The sequence below is a fragment of the Lentzea nigeriaca genome (assembly GCF_016907955.1).
GTDB lineage: Bacteria > Actinomycetota > Actinomycetes > Mycobacteriales > Pseudonocardiaceae > Lentzea > Lentzea nigeriaca.
In genome coordinates, this window is sequence record NZ_JAFBCX010000031.1 from 40,137 (window position 1) to 56,747 (window position 16,611).

The window sequence follows — 16,611 nt, forward strand, 5'->3', positions numbered from 1 at the left end:
GCTGATCGTCGGCGCGTCCGCCGCCGGGCTCGCGACCGCCGAGGCGTTGCGCCGCAAGGGCTACACCGGTCGCCTGACGATTCTCGGTGCCGAGCCGCACCTGCCGTACGACCGGCCGCCACTGTCCAAACAGGTCCTGTCAGGCACGTGGGAACCCGGGAAGGCCCAGCTCCGCTCGCCGGAAGCGCTCGGCGCTCTCGACGCGGAGTTCGTACTCGGCGACCCCGCCGTGCACCTCGACGTCGCCGAGCGGGCCGTGCACACCGCGTCCGGTCGTGTGCTCAAGGCCGAGAACGTCGTGCTGGCCGCGGGTCTGCACCCCCGCACGTTGCCGGGGCAGCGCACGCTCCGGACGCTCGACGAAGCGCTGGCGTTGCGCTCGGATCTGTTGAAGCGCAAGCGGACGATCGTCGTCGGAGACGGCGTGCTGGGCGCCGAGATCGCCGCGACCGCGCGGCAGATGGGCGTCGCCGTCACCCTGACCGGCCCGCAGCAGGCCCCGATGGCGCTGCAACTCGGGCCGGTGGTCGCTGAACTCCTCGCCGAACTGCACACCTCACAAGGCGTCGACCTGCGCCTCGGCGCAGCCGTCACCGGCGTCGACGACCACGGCGTGCTGCTGGAGACCGGCGAGGTGCTGCCCGCTGACCTCGTCGTGGTGGCGTTCGGCTCCGTTCCTGCGACCGAGTGGTTGCAGGACAGCGGACTCGTGCTCGGCAACGGCGTCGTGTGCGACTCCCGCTGCCGTGCCGCCGACGGCATCTGGGCCGTGGGCGACGTCGCCCGCTGGCACCACGAGACGCTCGGCAGGCTGGTGCGGCTGGAGAACCGGACGAACGCCACCGAGCAGGCCGTCGCCGTCGCGGGCAACATCCTCGGCGCCGACCAGCCCTACACACCGGTGCCGTACTTCTGGACCGACCAGTTCGACGCGAAGATCCACGTCCATGGGTTCGTCGGACCGGAAACGTCCGTTGTGGAGGGAAGCCTGGCCGAACGTCGTTTCGTGGTGCGGTACCACCGCGGCGGCGAGGTGGTCGGCGTGCTGGGCTGGAACATGCCCAAGCAGGCTCGGCAGCACCGCCAGCAGATCACTCCGCGTTGTCCCGCAACCGCCGCAGCATCAACGCCAGGTGCAGCCTGAACCGTCCGGACGCCGAGTCGAGCTCGAACCCGAGCATCGACTCGGCACGGGCGAGCCGTGCGGTCATCGTGCTGTGATGCCGGTGCACCGCGGTCGCCGCCTTGCGCACCGACCCGGTCGCGGCGAGCGCGGACAGCGCCGTGATCATGTCCGGTTCCTCGTCCAGCCGGTCGAGCACCCGCACGTCGGGCAGCGCCGCGATGTCCGCGGGATCCAGCTGCTCCGCGAGCAGAGCGAGGCCGCCGAGCCGTTCCCACCACACGACCGGATCACTGTCCGATGTGTACCGCAACGCCGTCCGCGCGGCCTCCCACGACTTGGCCGCGTCGAGGGCGGGCACCACCGGCCCGACCCCGATCCTGCCTTCGGCCTCGCGAACCTCGGTGACCAGCACCGCCCGCACGGTGCCCAGCAACGCCGACCGTCCCTCGGCCTCGCCGGTGGTGGCGAGCACCCGCAACGGACTCGTCACCGGAATGCCGAGCAAATGCAGGGCGCGGCACCGTTCCGCGGTGCCGACGCCATGCGAGAGCACCAGTTCGACGAGCGCGGGATCACCGAGCTCCGGCAGCGGAACGCTGGAGTGGTCGAGCAGCACCGCGGCGGCGATCGCGAAGCGTTCCAGCAGCATGTCGTCGAGCGGCGCGGGCGTGCCGTCGCGCGCGACCCAGACCTCCACGCCGCCCTCGAGCGACCGCACCGCGGCTCGCCTCGGCGCCTGCCCCGCCGTGACGGCGGCACCCGAGTCGGCCCGCAGCGCGAGCCCCTGGCCGGGCGCGGAAAGACCCACCGGGCACCCGGCGAGCTCGGCCGTGCTGCGCACCAGCGTGTCGAGGCCCGCGCGCTCGGTGATGAGGCGATCGAAGAACCCGATCACCCGCACCGCGTTCTCGGCGTCGGCGTCCAGCGCGGACAACCTCAGCAGCAGGCCTCTCACCCCGTCACCATAGCCCCAGACACGTGGCGGGTCCGGTGCCATGATTGCCCGCCACGTGTCGGCTGCCCGCCCCGTCACGCCGAGCCGAGGATCAGGTCATGAGCTACGCCATCGACCCCGAACTGCTGCCCTGGCTCGACATGCTGCCGTCAGTGGTGCTGCAGGACTACGACGCCCTGCTGACCGCCCGCGGAGGGCAGTCCCAGCTGGCCGAGCTCCGGCCGGTGTACGAACCGGCGAACCCCGTCGACGTCCGCGACACAACGGTTCCCGGTCCCTCCGACGCCCCCGACGTGCCGGTGCGGATCTACAGCCCGGCGAACCGCACGGAAGCCGTGCCCGGCCTGGTGTACATCCACGGCGGCGGGTTCGTCCTGGGCGATCTGGACATGTTCCACTCGCACGTCCTGCGGCTCGCCGACGAGCTCGGCATCGTCATCGTGTCGGTCGACTACCGGCTGGCGCCGGAGCACCCGTTCCCGGCACCGGTCGAGGACTGCTACGCCGCGCTGCAGTGGGTCGCGGCGAAGGCCGACGAGCTGGGCATCGACCCGAAGCGCCTTGGCATCGGCGGGGAAAGCGCCGGTGGCGGGCTCAGTGCCGGGACCGCACTGCTCGCTCGCGACCGCGGCGGCCCCGAGCTGTGCTTCCAGTACCTCGGCATCCCCGAGCTCGACGACCGCCTCGACACGGAGTCGATGCGCGACTACGTCGACACCCCGCTGTGGAACCGGCCCAACGCCATCTTCAGCTGGGCCAGCTACCTCGGCACCGAACCGGGCGGCGACGACGTCTCGCCCTACGCCGCGCCCGCCCGCGCCACCGACCTCGCGGGCCTGCCACCGGCGTTCGTGACCACCTGCCAGTACGACCCGCTGCGCGACGAGGGCATCGAGTACGCCCGCAGGCTCGCCCACGCCGGTGTGCCGACCGAGCTGCGCCACTACCCCGCCACGTTCCACGGGTCCGGCTTCGTCGAGAGTGCGGCGATCACCCGCAGGATGTTCGCCGACGAGCTGGAGGCGTTGCGTCGCGGTTTGCGAATCTGAACCGATCCCCTCCGAACCCGCGCGTCCTTGCGGACGCGCGGGTTTTCTGTTTGTTCGACAGTCGATTCGACAATTCGCCCCGGCCGAATTGGGAATCCCGCAGGAGTACTGGCGAGCGGGAGAATTCGACAGAGTTTCAACGCAACGCTCGAACCCGCCCATACCTCGCTGAGCTGCCGATACGCCGCCGTGGTCGCCATTCGACCCCGCCAATGCAAAGCGTACCGATCAACATCGCGGCCGATCGTCGAACGCATCCGAGTTTACCCTCAAACGATCAGTTGAAAGCTTGACCACCTCTCACGACCCGCCCTACCTTCAGCTCGGAAATCGCTTTCTGAAACGTCGGTACCAGCCCCGCCGCTGAAGAGAGGAGCACCAAGCGTGACTTCGAGAAAACGAAGGTTCAGCGGCATCTCGCTCGCCGTCCTGCTGACGGTCGCGACGGGCGTGACCGGACCGGCGAACCAGGCGTCGGCGGCCACACCGGCGCAGATCGTCGCCGACCTGGGCGCGGGCTGGAACCTGGGCAACCAGATGGAGGCCAACTCGAACGGCTACCCGAGCGAGACCGCGTGGGGCCAGCCGACCATCACCCAGGCGCTCGTCGACAAGGTGAAGGCCGCCGGGTTCAGGACCATCCGGATTCCGGTCTCCTACCTGAACAACATCGGCCCCGGCCCGAACTACACGATCAACTCCGGCTGGCTGAACCGGATCCAGGAAGTCGTCGACTACGCCTACCACCGCGGCCTGTACGTGCTGATCAACATGCACGGCGACGGGTACAAGACCGTCACCGGCTCGTGGCTGATCTGCGACGCCCCCAACCAGACGGCGATCAAGGACAAGTACCAGAAGGTCTGGCAGCAGATCGCGACCAGGTTCGCGAACTACGACCAGCGCCTGATCCTCGAGTCGATGAACGAGAACTTCGACGGGCAGTGGGGCCAGCCGACCCAGCCGTGCTACTCGAACATCAACAGCTACAACCAGATCTTCGTGGACACCGTGCGCAGGGCGGGCGGCAACAACCCGTCGCGATGGCTGCTCGTCCCCGGCTGGAACACCAACATCGACTACACCGCGGGCAACTACGGCTTCGTGCTGCCGACCGACAGCTACCGCTCCCCCTCCATCCCCGGCAACGAGAAGCGCATCATGATCTCGGTCCATTACTACGACCCGTGGGACTTCACGGGCGAGGAGAGCACCAAGATCACGCAGTGGGGCCGGGGCTCCACGGATGCGTCGAGGAGGTCGACCTGGGGCCAGGAGGACTTCCTCGACGGGCAGCTGAAGAAGATGTACGACAAGTTCGTCACGCAGGGATACCCCGTCGTCGTCGGTGAGTACGGCGCGATCGACAAGGCGTTCGCCGACTCCACCAACCCCCGCTACCGCGCGGACTACGTGCGGGCCGTCGCCGCCACGGCCAAGAAGTACGGCGCGGCACCCGTGTACTGGGACAACGGCTACACCGGCCAGTACGGGTTCGGGCTGGTCGACCGGCGGAGTCTCGCGATCACCCAGCAGGGCATGATCGACGCCATCAGGAGCGGAGTCGGCAGCTGACCACGCGCCGCCCGCTCGGTGCCGCCGCGTCCGCCCGGCGCGGCGGCACTCGGCTTCGCACCGGATACCCTTGCCGGCGAAGGACGTTTACCATCCCGCAACAACACCCCTGACCGCCCCTCGGACCCCACCGCACGAACCGCGCACCCCCTCACCTGGGCGTCCTCCCAGGTCGGCCCAGGTCCGTGCCAGGTGGAACCGGTTCCGTTCTGTGAGCGCTAACATCAATTTGGTCTCGGAGTTAACAAGACCTTGACGAGGAGATTGTTAGCGATAACACTCGCCGCCTATGAGGCTCCCGCACATCGCCGCCGCCGCGCTGGTTCTCACGCTGACAGCCTGCGGTTCGGCGGAGAAGACCATCGACAAGCAAAGCGGTTCGAACGATGGCGCGCTCGTGGGCGTGACCATGCCGACCCGGTCGTCGGAACGGTGGATCCACGACGGCGACAACATCAAGAAGGCCCTCGAAGGCAAGGGCTACAAGGTCGACCTCCAGTACGCGGAGAACGACATCCCCACGCAGGCGAACCAGATCGAGAACCAGATCACCAAGGGCGCCAAGCTCCTGATCGTCGCCTCGATCGACGGCACCGCGATCACGTCGCAGCTGCAGCAGGCTGCGGACGCCAAGATCCCGGTGATCGCCTACGACCGGCTGATCCGGCAGAGCAAGAACGTCGACTACTACGCGACGTTCGACAACTTCAAGGTCGGTGTGGAGCAGGCGAACTCGCTGCTCGCCGGTCTGAAGACCCGTGGTGAGGGTCCGTTCAACATCGAGCTGTTCGCGGGCTCGCCGGACGACAACAACGCCACGTTCTTCTTCAACGGCGCGATGTCGGTGCTGCAGCCGCTCATCGACCAGGGCAAGCTCGTCGTGAAGTCCGGCCAGAAGGACTTCAAGACCGTCGCGATCCTGCGCTGGGACCCGGCCACCGCGCAGAAGCGCATGGAGGACATCCTCACCTCGACCTACGGTGGTGCGAAGGTCGACGGCGTCCTCTCCCCGTACGACGGCATCTCGATCGGCATCCTGTCCGCACTGAAGAGCGGTGGCTACGGCACCGCCGGCCAGGCCTACCCGATCGTCACCGGTCAGGACGCCGAGGTCGCCTCGGTGAAGTCGATCATCGCCGGTGAGCAGTACTCGACGATCCACAAGGACACCCGCAAGCTCGCCGAGGTCACCGTGACGATGGCCGACGCCGTGCTCAAGGGCGGCAAGCCCGAGGTGAACAACACCAAGGACTACGACAACGGCGTCAAGGTCGTCCCGTCGTACCTGCTGCAGCCCGTCCCGGTGGACAAGGCCAACTACAAGAAAGAGCTGATCGACACCGGTTACTACACCGCCGACCAGCTCAAGTGAGTAAATGTGTCTGACGAAATCCTGGTGATGCAGGGCATCACCAAGAGGTTCGCAGGGGTCACCGCGCTGCACGACGTCTCGTTGAGCGTGCGGCGCGGTGAGATCCACGCGATCTGCGGAGAGAACGGCGCCGGCAAGTCCACGCTGATGAAGGTGCTGTCGGGCGTTCACCCGCACGGCACGTACGAAGGCGAGATCGTCTTCGACGGCGAGCCGTGCGCGTTCCACGGCGTGCGCGACAGCGAGCGGCGCGGCATCGTGATCATCCACCAGGAGCTGGCGCTGTGCGGCCAGCTCTCGGTGGCGGAGAACCTGTTCCTGGGCAACGAAAGAGCGCGGCGCGGGTTCATCGACTGGAACCGCACCAACCACGAGGCCCAGGCACTGCTCGACCGCGTCGGTCTGCGCGAGAACCCCACGACCCCGGTCAACGACCTCGGTGTCGGCAAGCAGCAGCTGGTAGAGATCGCGAAGGCACTGTCCAAAGAGGTCAGTCTGCTGATCCTGGACGAGCCGACGGCGGCGTTGAACGACGACGACTCGCAGCACCTGCTGGACCTGCTGGACGGGCTGCGGGACGAGGGCATCACCTCGGTGATCATCTCGCACAAGCTCAACGAGGTCACCAGAATCGCGGACACCGTCACGGTGCTGCGCGACGGCAAGACCATCGAGACGCTGCCGGCACAGGGGCTCAGCGAGGAACGGATCATCGCGGGCATGGTCGGCCGCGACCTGGAGCACCGGTTCCCGCCGCGCACGCCCGACATCGGTGACGAGGTGCTGCGCATCGAGGACTGGACCGTGCACAGCCCAGCCCAGCCCGACCGCGTGCTCGTCGACCGCGCCACGCTCACGTTGCGGCGCGGCGAGATCGTCGGTCTCGCCGGGCTGATGGGTGCCGGCCGCACCGAGCTCGCGATGAGCGTGTTCGGCCGCTCGTACGGGGTCGGCATCTCCGGCCGGGTCGTGAAGGACGGCCAGGAGATCGACACCAGGACCGTGCAGGCCGCCATCCGCAACGGGCTCGCGTACGTCAGCGAGGACCGCAAGCGGTACGGGCTCAACCTCATCGAGGGCGTGCAGCGCAACGTCTCCGCCGCGGCGCTGGACAAGCTCTCGAAGAACGGCTGGGTGAACGAGAACGAGGAGTTCTCGGTCGCGGAACGGTTCCGCCGCTCGATGGGCATCCGCACGCCCGCGGTGTCGACGCAGGTCGGCACGCTGTCGGGTGGCAACCAGCAGAAGGTCGTGCTGGCGAAGTGGATGTTCACCGACCCGGACGTGCTGATCCTCGACGAGCCGACGCGCGGCATCGACGTCGGCGCGAAGTACGAGATCTACTCGATCATCAACGATCTCGCCGCGCAGGGCAGGGCCGTGCTCGTGATCTCCTCCGAGCTGCCGGAGCTGCTCGGCCTGTGCGACCGGATCTACGCGTTGTCCGAAGGCCGGATCACCGGAGAGGTGGACCGGGCGGAGGCAACGCAGGAACGCCTGATGCAGTACATGACCCGAGGACAGAACTCATGACCACGAAGACCGCGACCACAGCGGCGACCGCACCGACGGCTCCCCAGAGCCGGATCTCCATCAACCTGCGGCAGTCCGGCATCTACGTCGCGTTCGCACTCATCGTGGTGCTCTTCGCGTTCCTGACCGACGGTGCCCTGCTGCAGCCGCAGAACATCTCGAACATCATCGTCCAGAACTCCTATGTGCTGATCCTCGCGATCGGCATGATCCTGGTGATCATCGGCGGGCACATCGACCTGTCGGTGGGCTCGACGGTGGCGCTGACGGGTGCGATCTGCGCGGTGCTGACCGTCCACTGGGGACTGCCGTGGCCGGTCGCGGTGCTGCTGACGCTGCTCGCGGGCGCGCTCATCGGTGCGGCGCAGGGATACTGGATCGCGTACTTCGGCATCCCGGCGTTCATCGTGACGCTGGCGGGCATGCTGGTGTTCCGCGCGCTCACTCTCACCACGCTGGGCAACCAGGGCATCGGGCCGTTCCCGGACGAGATCCGATCGCTGTCCAACGGTTTCACGGGCGGCTACCTCGGCAACGTCGCTCTCGGCCCACTGGGCGGTGCCGACCTCGTCAGCCTGCTGGCCGGGCTCCTGTTCGTCGCGGGGTTCGCGTTGTCGCAGTGGCGCAAGCGTGCCGCCCGCCTCGGCTACGGCCAGTCCGTCGACGCGATGCCGCTGTTCGTGCTGAAGATCGTCGGTGTCGGCGTCGTCGTGATGGCGGTCGTGGTGCAGCTGGCGCGGTTCCGCAACCTGCCGTGGGTGCTGGTGCTGCTCGCGGCGCTGGCGCTCGGTTACTCGTTGATGGCCAACAACTCCGTGTTCGGCCGGCACATCTACTCGATCGGCGGCAACCTGCAGGCCGCCACGCTGTCGGGCGTGAAGGTCAAGGCCGTCACGTTCTGGGTGTTCGTGAACATGGGCGCGCTGGCCGCGCTCGCGGGCGTCATCTTCGCGGGACGGCTCAACCAGGCCGGTCCCACCGCGGGTACGGCGTTCGAGCTCGACGCCATCGCGGCGGCGTTCATCGGCGGCGCCGCCGTCCAGGGTGGCGTCGGCAAGGTCGTCGGCGCGATCACCGGCGGCCTGATCATGGGCGTCATCAACAACGGCATGTCCCTGATCGGCGCTCCCAGTGAGCGCGTGATGCTCGTGAAGGGACTGGTCCTGCTCGCGGCGGTTGCCTACGACGTGTGGACCAAGAGAAGGGCCTGACACCCCCTGCAAATCGGAAGGCAGCAACAACGATGTTGTTATCCCTGCGCCGCCTCGGCGTCGTTCTCGCGGTGACGGCCGCGTTGGTCCCTGTTCCCGCCAACGCAGCCGAATCCGTGGTCAAGAGCGCCGCCGAGGCGTTGTCCGTGCCGAACATCGACGACGTGCGCGGACACCTGACCCTGCCCACCACCGGTTCCGGCGACACCACGATCACGTGGACGTCGTCGAACCGGTCCGTGATCACCCCGACCGGTGAGGTCACCCGCCCTGCCTCGGGCGCCAAGCCGGCCACGGTCGTGCTGACGGCCAAGGTGAGCCGCGGGTTCCAGAGCACGACGAGGAAGCTGACGGCGACGGTCGCGCCGCTGCCCGCCAAGGAACCGTTGGCGGGTTACAGCTTCTTCTACTTCACCGGTGAGGGCAGCCCCAGCGGTGAGCAGATCTACGCCGCCGCGAGCAAGGGCGACAACCCTCTCGACTGGGCGGAGCTCAACAACGGCCAGCCGATCCTCAAGTCCACCCTCGGCGAGCTGGGTGTGCGCGACCCGTTCATCCTGCGCTCGCCCGAGGGTGACAAGTTCTTCCTCCTGGCCACGGACCTGAAGATCAACGGCGGACGCGGCTGGGACGCGGCCCAGCGCAGCGGCAGCCGGTCGATCATGGTGTGGGAGTCGACCGACCTCGCGCACTGGTCCCGCCAGCGCAGCGTCCAGGTGTCGCCGCCCACCGCGGGCAACACGTGGGCGCCGGAAGCGTTCTGGGACGCCAAGCGCGGCACGTACGTCGTCTACTGGGCGTCGAAGCTCTACGCGGAGAACGACCCGAACCACACCGGCGACAGCTACAACCGCATGATGTACGCGACGACGCGTGACTTCGTGACGTTCAGCGCGCCGAAGGTGTGGATCGACCCCGGCTACTCCGTGATCGACTCGACGATCATCGAGGACAAGGGCACGTACTACCGGTACACGAAGGACGAGCGGAACAACACGTCGAGCACGCCGTGCAGCAAGTTCATCACCGCGGAGAAGTCGACCGACCTGCTCAACCCGAAGTACGACTTCGTGGCGGAGTGCATCGGCAAGGCCACCGCGACGAGCCCCGGACTCTCCGCGGGTGAGGGGCCGACGGGCTTCAAGTCCAACACCGAGAACAAGTGGTACCTGTTCATCGACGAGTTCGGCGGCCGCGGCTACGTGCCGTTCGAGACGACCGACCTCGCGTCCGGCAAGTGGACGATGTCGACCGGTGCGAAGCTGCCCGCGTCCCCGCGCCACGGCACCGTCCTCCCGGTCACGCAGGCCGAGCTGAACCGGCTGACCGCTCCCCCTGCGCCGGTCAAGGCCGACGCGAAGGGTCTTGTCGCGCACTGGCCGCTCAACGCCACGTCCGGGTCGGTCGCCGCCGACGCCACCGGCCACGGTTACGACGGTGCGCTGGCCGGCAACACCTCGTGGTCCGGCGGGGCGTTGTCGTTGAACGGCGGGTACGTCCAGCTGCCGAACAACATGCTGACCGGTGCCTCGGCGTTCACGATGTCCGCGGACGTGCTGGTGGATCCCGGGCAGCAGACGCCGTACTTCCTCTACGGGTTCGGCAACACCGCGAAGGACGGGGTCGGCAACGGCTACCTTTTCAGCACCGGCGACAGCTATCGCGGCGCGATCGCGTCCGGCAACTGGACGACCGAGCAGGGCGCCAACTCCGGTCGGGCGTTGCCCCGCGGTGTCTGGAAGAACGTCACGCTGACCATCGGCAACGGGGTCGAGGTGCTGTACCTCGACGGTGCCGAGGTCGCGCGCAACACAGGCGTGACGATCAAGCCGTCGGACCTCGGCGATGGCGTGACGGCGGCGAACTACCTGGGCCGCTCGGTCTACGCCGCGGACAAGACGCTGATCGGCAAGATGAAGGACGTCCGGCTGTACAACCGGGCCCTGTCGGGTGCGGAGGTCGCCGCGCTCCCGTCGAACAGCACCGTGATCTCATCGGTCGAGCTGGCGTCGCTCAAGGTGCCCGCGGTGATCGACCCGGCCGCGAACACGGTGGTGCTGCCGGTCAAGCCCGGCACGGACCTGCGCAGGCTCGCGCCGAAGTTCGGTCTCGCGCCCGGCTCGAAGATCACTCCGGCCGGAACCGTCGACCTACGCAAGCCCAGGAAGTTCGTCGTCACCAACTCCTCCGGCGACCGTCGTGAGTGGACGGTGGAGGCGCACGAGATGCGCAGTCCCGTGCTGCCTGGCCTGAACGCCGACCCGAACATCATCGCATTCGGGGACACGTACTACATCTACGCCACCACCGACGGGTTCGACGGCTGGAGCGGCACGAAGTTCTCCGCGTGGTCGTCGAAGAACCTCGTCGACTGGAAGGACGAGGGCGTCATCCTCGACCTCGGCCCGGATGTGAGCTGGGCGGACAGCCGGGCCTGGGCACCGACGATCGCCGAGCGCAACGGCAAGTACTACTTCTACTTCTGCGCCGAGGCGAAGATCGGTGTCGCGGTGTCGGACTCGCCGACGGGCCCGTTCGTGGACTCCGGCAAGCCGCTGGTGGCGCGCAACCCAGGTGGTGGCCAGGCGATCGACCCTGCGGTGTTCATCGACAAGTCCGGCCAGCCATACCTCTACTGGGGCAACGGTGAGGCCTACGTCGTGCCGCTGAACCCCGACATGGTGTCGTACGACCCGGCTCGCGTCACGCGGATCACCGGGCTCGACGACTTCCGCGAGGGCCTGTTCATGGTGGAGCGCAAGGGCACCTACTACCTGAGCTGGTCGATCGACGACACCCGCAGCGAGAACTACCGCGTCGGCTACGCGACGGCGTCGAGCCCGCTCGGCCCGTTCACCAACCGCGGCCTGATCCTGCAGAAGGACCCGAAGCTCGGCGTCCTCGGCACCGGCCACAGCTCGATGCTGCAGGTGCCCGGCACCGACGACTGGTACCTCGTGTACCACCGCTTCGCCATCCCCGGCGGTGACGGCATGCACCGCGAGACCACGATCGACAGGATGCGGTTCAACCGCGACGGCACCATCGCGCCCGTCGCGCCGACCCTGGAAAGCGTGGCTCCACAAAGGATCCGGCCGCAGCACTGCCGGGCCTACTTCAACTAGGTGACAGGCCCGTTCGACGCCGTTCGACTCGAACGGCGTCGAACGGGTCGTTTTATTGTTACAACTCACTCTCGCGGTCGGGAAAGCGCTTCCCGCGTTCCGCCGGAGGGACGTACGGTCCACTCCCGGACACGGGACGACCAGCACCGGGGGATTCTTGAGACCGTTCGGCCACCACCGGCCCATCCTGTACACGCCCTTCGCCGTGCTCGTCGTGGCCGCGTGTGCGACGAGCGCCGCGGAAACCCCCGCCAACACCCCGTCTTCGGTGACCTCGCCCCAGCACGTCACCGTTCTCCCACCGCCGCCCGAGACGGTCGAGGAGGTCGTCGACGGCAGGACCGTCGTGCTGTCGAACGGCGTGAAGGCCCGCGTGCTCGGCATGGCGGCGCCAGGAGAGTGCTGGTCGGCCGCATCGCTGAAGTTCGCCAAGGACACCCTGCTCGGCAAGCCGGTGCGCTACAGCCGCGCCTCGGAGTCGGCCATCACGCTGCGCCTGGCCAACGACCACGACTTCGCCTTGCTCGCCGTGAGCCAGGGTGCCGCCCGCGCCGAGAAGGACGACCCGGTCCTCACCGAGCCGGAGAAGGCCGCCGCGGAGGCGGGCCTGGGCCTGTGGGGCCTACCGTGCAAGGGCCAGGACGCCACACCGACGGTCGCTCCCCCTCCTCCGCCGCCACCCGCTCCGACCACCACGACCCCCAAGCCTCCGCCGGTCGAGAAGAAGGGCTGCGTGGTCACGTACCGCCTGGCCAGGGAATGGCCGGGCGGCTTCAACTCCGAGCTGACCGTCCGCAACAACACCGACAAGCCGTTCACGCAGTGGAAGCTGTACTGGAGGTTCCCGAGCGGTCAGCAGATCAGGGAGACCTGGGGCATGACGGCCTACCAGTACGGCGGGGACGTGCTGGCGGTGAGCCAGGACGGCAACGGTTCGATCAACGTGGGCGAGCAGGTGTCGTTGCGGTTCAACGCGGTCACGTCCGGGCCGAACGTCCCGCCGGCCACGTTCGTGGTCAACGGTGTGACCTGCTCACTCGGTTAGCGCGGCAGCGAGCACACCGATCGCGTCCGGCCCGGTCCGGCAACACCCGCCGACCAGCCGGGCGCCGCGCTCCGTCCACTCCCCCGCCAGCGTGCCGAACCCGGTGCCGGCACCGGTCCACGCGCGCTCCGTCGCGTCCCACTGCTCCCCGCTGTTCGGATACACCACCACGGGCAGCCCGGTGACCTTCCGGGCCACGTCGACCGCGTGCGCGACATCCTCAGGGGCACAACAGTTCACACCGACCGCAACGACCTCGTCGGCCCCCGCGGCGACCGCGAACGCCTCCTCCAGCGGCTGCCCGGCGCACGTCCGGTCGCCGCGAATGCTGTAGGACAGCCACATCGGCACACCGCTGCCGCGTACGACGTCGACGACAGCCAACGCCTCGTCCACATCGGGAATCGTTTCGACGGCGATCACATCCGGGTCGGCCGAGACCAGCGTCTCGATGCGAGGCCGGTGGAACTCCACGAGCTCCTGCCTGCCCAGGCCGTAGTTGCCGCGGTACTCCGACCCGTCGGCGAGCATCGCCCCGTAAGGTCCGACGGAGGCCGCGACCCAGCGCGGTCCGTCCACATCGGAGGCGGCGGACCGGGCCAGCGCGACGCTGGCACGCAACAGCCGCGTGGTCTCGTCAGCACCGATGCCGTGCCGCGCGAAGCCCTCGTAGGTCACCTGGTAGCTCGCGGTGATGGCGACCTCGGCACCCGCGCGGTAGAACGCCAGGTGAGCCTCGCGCACCGCGTCCGGGTCGGTCAGCAGGAGCCTGCCCGACCACAGAGCGTCGGACAGGTCGTGCCCCGCGAGTTCCAGTGCCGTCGACATACCGCCGTCCAGCACGACGACCCTGTGCGCCAAGGCGTTCGTCAGTTCCACCCCGGCGATTCTACGGTCAGCTGGAGGAGGCCGCGCCGAACCGGGCGGCGGCGAGCTCCGGGGTGCTCACGCGCCGGGACAGCCGTGGCGGCAGCAACAGCAGCGGCGGGACCGTGCGCCCCTCGAGCTTGCCCACCAGGAGTTCCACCGCGTGCCGGCCCAGCTCGTCCACCGGCAGCCGCACGGAGGTGAGCGGGGGCGAGACCTGTTCGGCGAGCTCATCGGGGCAGATCGCGACCACGGCGACGTCGCCGGGCACCTTGCGCCCGGAGGCGCGCAGACACGAGCTCACCCAGCCGAGCGCCGCGTCGTTGTGCACGACCAGCGCTGTCATCGCCGGGTGGGCGCGCAGCAGCGCCTGGACGGACCTGAGCACCGACTCGTAGTCCTCTTCCGCGGGCATGGCCGTCGTGGCGATGCCGCGCCGCATGGCGGCCGCGCTGAACCCGGCCATCGCGCGATGGGCGAAACCGGTGTTGCGGCGGTAGACGGCGCTCGGGGCGCCGAGGAAACCGATGGAGCGGTGGCCGAGGTCGGCGAGGTGGTCGACGCACTTGGCGCCCGCGGCCTCGAAGTCGAGGTCCACGCAGGTGAGGCCCTTCGTGGCCGCCGGGTGTCCGATGAGGACGGACGGCTTCGCGAGCTCGCGAAGCACGGGGACGCGGTCGTCGTCCATCTCCACGTCGAGCACCAGGAAACCGTCGGCCTGGGCGCTGTCAGCGGCTCTGCGCAAGCCTGGGGCACCGTCCTCAGCGGTCATGAGCAGCACGTCCATGTCGTGTCTGCGCGCGGCCGTCACGGCCGCCGTGACGAACCGCATCATCACCGGGAGATGGAGACCCGCGCGCAACGGCAGCACGAGCCCGATCACGTTGGCCCTGCTGGAGTTCAACGCCCGCTCGCCCGCGTGCGGTTGGTAGCCGAGCGCCCTGATGCTCTCGCGCACCCGCGACTTGGTGTCGGCCGAGATCGACCGCTTGCCCGTCAGCACGTAGGAAACCGTGCTCGGGGCGACACCAGCGTGTCGTGCGACGTCCGCGATGGTGACCACACCGACCCCTCTCGCGAACCCACTTCACCTGCTGCGTTCCGCCACGATAGGGAGCACGTTCAGGTGAACTCAAGGGTCATGTTCGCGTTAACATTGTTTGCGATACGTGGTCCAGACGAATTGTGTTGTCTGGAAAGTTCCAGAACAGAAACTTCTTGCAGCTCAGCGTGTTCGCGCTCACGCTCCGCAGCGCGGAACCAATCGATACAGAGCGTGAGCACGTTCACACTTCGCGTCAACTGAAGGCGCCCGCGAGCGCCCGATATGCGGGTTTGGGTGCGAACGTTTCGTCGAACGGCAGCGCCGCCCCTTGGCCCGGGAAAACCGACGGAATCCACGAGTGCTTGTCGGACAGTGACCACGTGGTGATGCCGACGCACCGCGTCACGGCGAGACAGGCTCTGGCCACGGCGCCGTAGTCCGCGGCCTGGGTCGCGAGCTTCACGGAGTCCGCGGGCAGCGTCATCCGGATGTCGAGCTCGGTGATCGCCACGTCCACGCCGAGGTCCGCGAACCGTTGCAGGTTCTGCCGCATCGATGCCGGCACACCGCCGAGCAGCAGGTGCGACTGGAACCCGACGCCGTCGATCGGCACGCCCTGCTGCTTGAACGACTTCACCAGCTCGTACACGGCGTCGCTCTTCGCGCCGAGCCCGTCGGTGTTGTAGTCGTTGTAGTACAGCTTGGCGTCCGGGTCCGCGGCACGAGCGGCGCGGAACGCCTCCGCGAGGTAGCCGTCCCCGAGCTTCTGCTGCCAGAACGACTGCCGGCGCGTGCCGTTATCCTCGAACGCCTCGTTGACGACGTCCCAGGCGAACACCTTGCCGCGGTAGTGCCCCGCCACGGCGGCGATGTGGTCGAGCATCGCCTGCCGCAGCTGGTTCGCCGGTAGGTCCTGAACCCACTGCGGGGTCTGGTTGTGCCACACCAGTGTGTGGCCGCGCACGCGTTGGCCGGCGGCGACCGCACCCGCCCAGATCCGGTCGCCGCCGGTGAACGTGAACTGGCCGCGAGAGGGTTCGGTGGCCTCCCACTTCATCTCGTTGCCGACGGTGATGACCCCGGCCTCGCGTGCGGTCAGTTCACGGTTCTGCGTGTCCTCGAGCTCCGGCACGGTCATCGCGCTGCCGAAGTACTTCCCCCTGGCAGCGGCCAGGTCCCGCAACGGCTTGGTGCCGGGCGTCGGCGCGTTGCACAGCTGCCCGTTGAGCCGGAACTCCGCGGGCGGGCTGTTGGCGCCGCTGTAGGACGCGTTGAACCCGAGACCGGAGAGCGTGGCACCGGGCGCGATGGTCCGGTTCCAGCTCATCGCGGTCGCCGACGTCTGGGTCCACGTGGCACCCCAGCCGTTGGTGATCCTCTGGTTGCCGGGAAACGAGAAGGTGAGCGTCCAGCCATCGATCGCCATGCCCGAGGTGTTCGTGATGGACACCGCGCCGGTGAACCCGGAGCCCCAGTCGTTCGGCACGCTGTAGGTGATCTTGCACTGCCCGGCGTCGTCAGCCGTCGCCGTCGCAGCGGGGGCTGCGACGGCGACGGTCGACGCCAGCACGAGCGACAGCACGTGCGGGAGTCGTTTCATGACGGTCTCTTCCTCACAGCGCCGGGTAGGCGTTGCGCATGAGTTCCTGGAACTGTGCGGAGAACCACTTGCCCGACAGCGGGGCGTCCGGCAGCGCGCCCGACATGT

General features: G+C 68.3%; 12 protein-coding genes. 8 read left to right on the plus strand and 4 right to left on the minus strand.

Translation table 11 applies throughout. The annotated features are described in order from the left end of the window. The first annotated feature begins 4 nt into the window (after nucleotides 1-4). The gene (locus JOD27_RS44065) at nucleotides 5-1,144 is read left to right on the plus strand and encodes an NAD(P)/FAD-dependent oxidoreductase (RefSeq protein ID WP_204768377.1); all 1,140 of its coding nucleotides are present in this window, start codon (nucleotides 5-7) and stop codon (nucleotides 1,142-1,144) included. Here JOD27_RS44065 and JOD27_RS44070 read toward each other — a convergent pair. Beyond that, on the minus strand, nucleotides 1,092-2,081 hold the full coding sequence (locus JOD27_RS44070; protein WP_204768364.1) for a PucR family transcriptional regulator: 990 nt from the start codon (nucleotides 2,079-2,081) through the stop codon (nucleotides 1,092-1,094). The genes JOD27_RS44065 and JOD27_RS44070 overlap by 53 nt on opposite strands. Nucleotides 2,082-2,179: 98 nt before the next feature. Here JOD27_RS44070 and JOD27_RS44075 point away from each other — a divergent pair, with 98 nt between their 5' ends. The 7 genes from JOD27_RS44075 (at nucleotide 2,180) to JOD27_RS44105 (ending at nucleotide 12,991) form a co-directional block, all read left to right on the plus strand. Then, on the plus strand, nucleotides 2,180-3,130 hold the full coding sequence (locus JOD27_RS44075; protein ID WP_204768365.1) for an alpha/beta hydrolase: 951 nt from the start codon (nucleotides 2,180-2,182) through the stop codon (nucleotides 3,128-3,130). Between the two features lie 384 nt (nucleotides 3,131-3,514). After that, nucleotides 3,515-4,705 (plus strand): glycoside hydrolase family 5 protein, encoded by a 1,191-nt coding sequence (locus tag JOD27_RS44080; protein ID WP_307830672.1) that lies wholly within the window; start codon nucleotides 3,515-3,517, stop codon nucleotides 4,703-4,705. A 289-nt stretch (nucleotides 4,706-4,994) separates the two neighbouring features. Next, nucleotides 4,995-6,077, plus strand: coding sequence for a multiple monosaccharide ABC transporter substrate-binding protein (gene chvE / locus JOD27_RS44085; protein ID WP_204768366.1), 1,083 nt, complete (start codon nucleotides 4,995-4,997; stop codon nucleotides 6,075-6,077). Nucleotides 6,078-6,104: 27 nt separating this feature from the next. Next, on the plus strand, nucleotides 6,105-7,610 hold the full coding sequence (gene mmsA / locus JOD27_RS44090; protein WP_239571755.1) for a multiple monosaccharide ABC transporter ATP-binding protein: 1,506 nt from the start codon (nucleotides 6,105-6,107) through the stop codon (nucleotides 7,608-7,610). Continuing rightward, on the plus strand, nucleotides 7,607-8,821 hold the full coding sequence (gene mmsB / locus JOD27_RS44095; RefSeq protein WP_204768368.1) for a multiple monosaccharide ABC transporter permease: 1,215 nt from the start codon (nucleotides 7,607-7,609) through the stop codon (nucleotides 8,819-8,821). The genes mmsA and mmsB overlap by 4 nt, the downstream gene beginning before the upstream one ends. Before the next feature lie 32 nt (nucleotides 8,822-8,853). Next, nucleotides 8,854-11,946 carry a family 43 glycosylhydrolase gene (locus tag JOD27_RS44100; protein ID WP_204768369.1) on the plus strand — a complete coding sequence of 1,031 codons (3,093 nt, stop codon included), beginning with the start codon at nucleotides 8,854-8,856 and terminating at the stop codon, nucleotides 11,944-11,946. A 157-nt stretch (nucleotides 11,947-12,103) separates the two neighbouring features. After that, nucleotides 12,104-12,991 carry a cellulose binding domain-containing protein gene (locus JOD27_RS44105; RefSeq protein ID WP_204768370.1) on the plus strand — a complete coding sequence of 296 codons (888 nt, stop codon included), beginning with the start codon at nucleotides 12,104-12,106 and terminating at the stop codon, nucleotides 12,989-12,991. On the opposite strand, the gene mmuM is transcribed toward JOD27_RS44105, so the two are convergent. From mmuM to JOD27_RS44120, 3 genes are all read right to left on the minus strand, one after another. Beyond that, nucleotides 12,980-13,864 (minus strand): homocysteine S-methyltransferase, encoded by an 885-nt coding sequence (gene mmuM / locus JOD27_RS44110; RefSeq protein ID WP_275591968.1) that lies wholly within the window; start codon nucleotides 13,862-13,864, stop codon nucleotides 12,980-12,982. The genes JOD27_RS44105 and mmuM overlap by 12 nt on opposite strands. Nucleotides 13,865-13,886: 22 nt before the next feature. Then, nucleotides 13,887-14,921, minus strand: a complete 1,035-nt coding sequence (locus tag JOD27_RS44115; protein WP_204768371.1) for a LacI family DNA-binding transcriptional regulator — start codon at nucleotides 14,919-14,921, stop codon at nucleotides 13,887-13,889. A gap of 235 nt (nucleotides 14,922-15,156) precedes the next feature. Beyond that, nucleotides 15,157-16,503, minus strand: a complete 1,347-nt coding sequence (locus JOD27_RS44120) for an endo-1,4-beta-xylanase (RefSeq protein WP_239571726.1) — start codon at nucleotides 16,501-16,503, stop codon at nucleotides 15,157-15,159. Nucleotides 16,504-16,611: the final 108 nt, after the last annotated feature.

Bases quoted from the DNA above. Each gene is read 5' to 3' on its own strand.
- mmsB (WP_204768368.1), top strand. From the start codon at position 7,607: ATGACCACGAAGACCGCGACCACAGCGGCGACCGCACCGACGGCTCCC.
- JOD27_RS44120 (WP_239571726.1), bottom strand. From the start codon at position 16,503: ATGAAACGACTCCCGCACGTGCTGTCGCTCGTGCTGGCGTCGACCGTC.
- chvE (WP_204768366.1), top strand. From the start codon at position 4,995: ATGAGGCTCCCGCACATCGCCGCCGCCGCGCTGGTTCTCACGCTGACA.
- JOD27_RS44075 (WP_204768365.1), top strand. From the start codon at position 2,180: ATGAGCTACGCCATCGACCCCGAACTGCTGCCCTGGCTCGACATGCTG.
- mmsA (WP_239571755.1), top strand. From the start codon at position 6,105: ATGCAGGGCATCACCAAGAGGTTCGCAGGGGTCACCGCGCTGCACGAC.
- JOD27_RS44100 (WP_204768369.1), top strand. From the start codon at position 8,854: ATGTTGTTATCCCTGCGCCGCCTCGGCGTCGTTCTCGCGGTGACGGCC.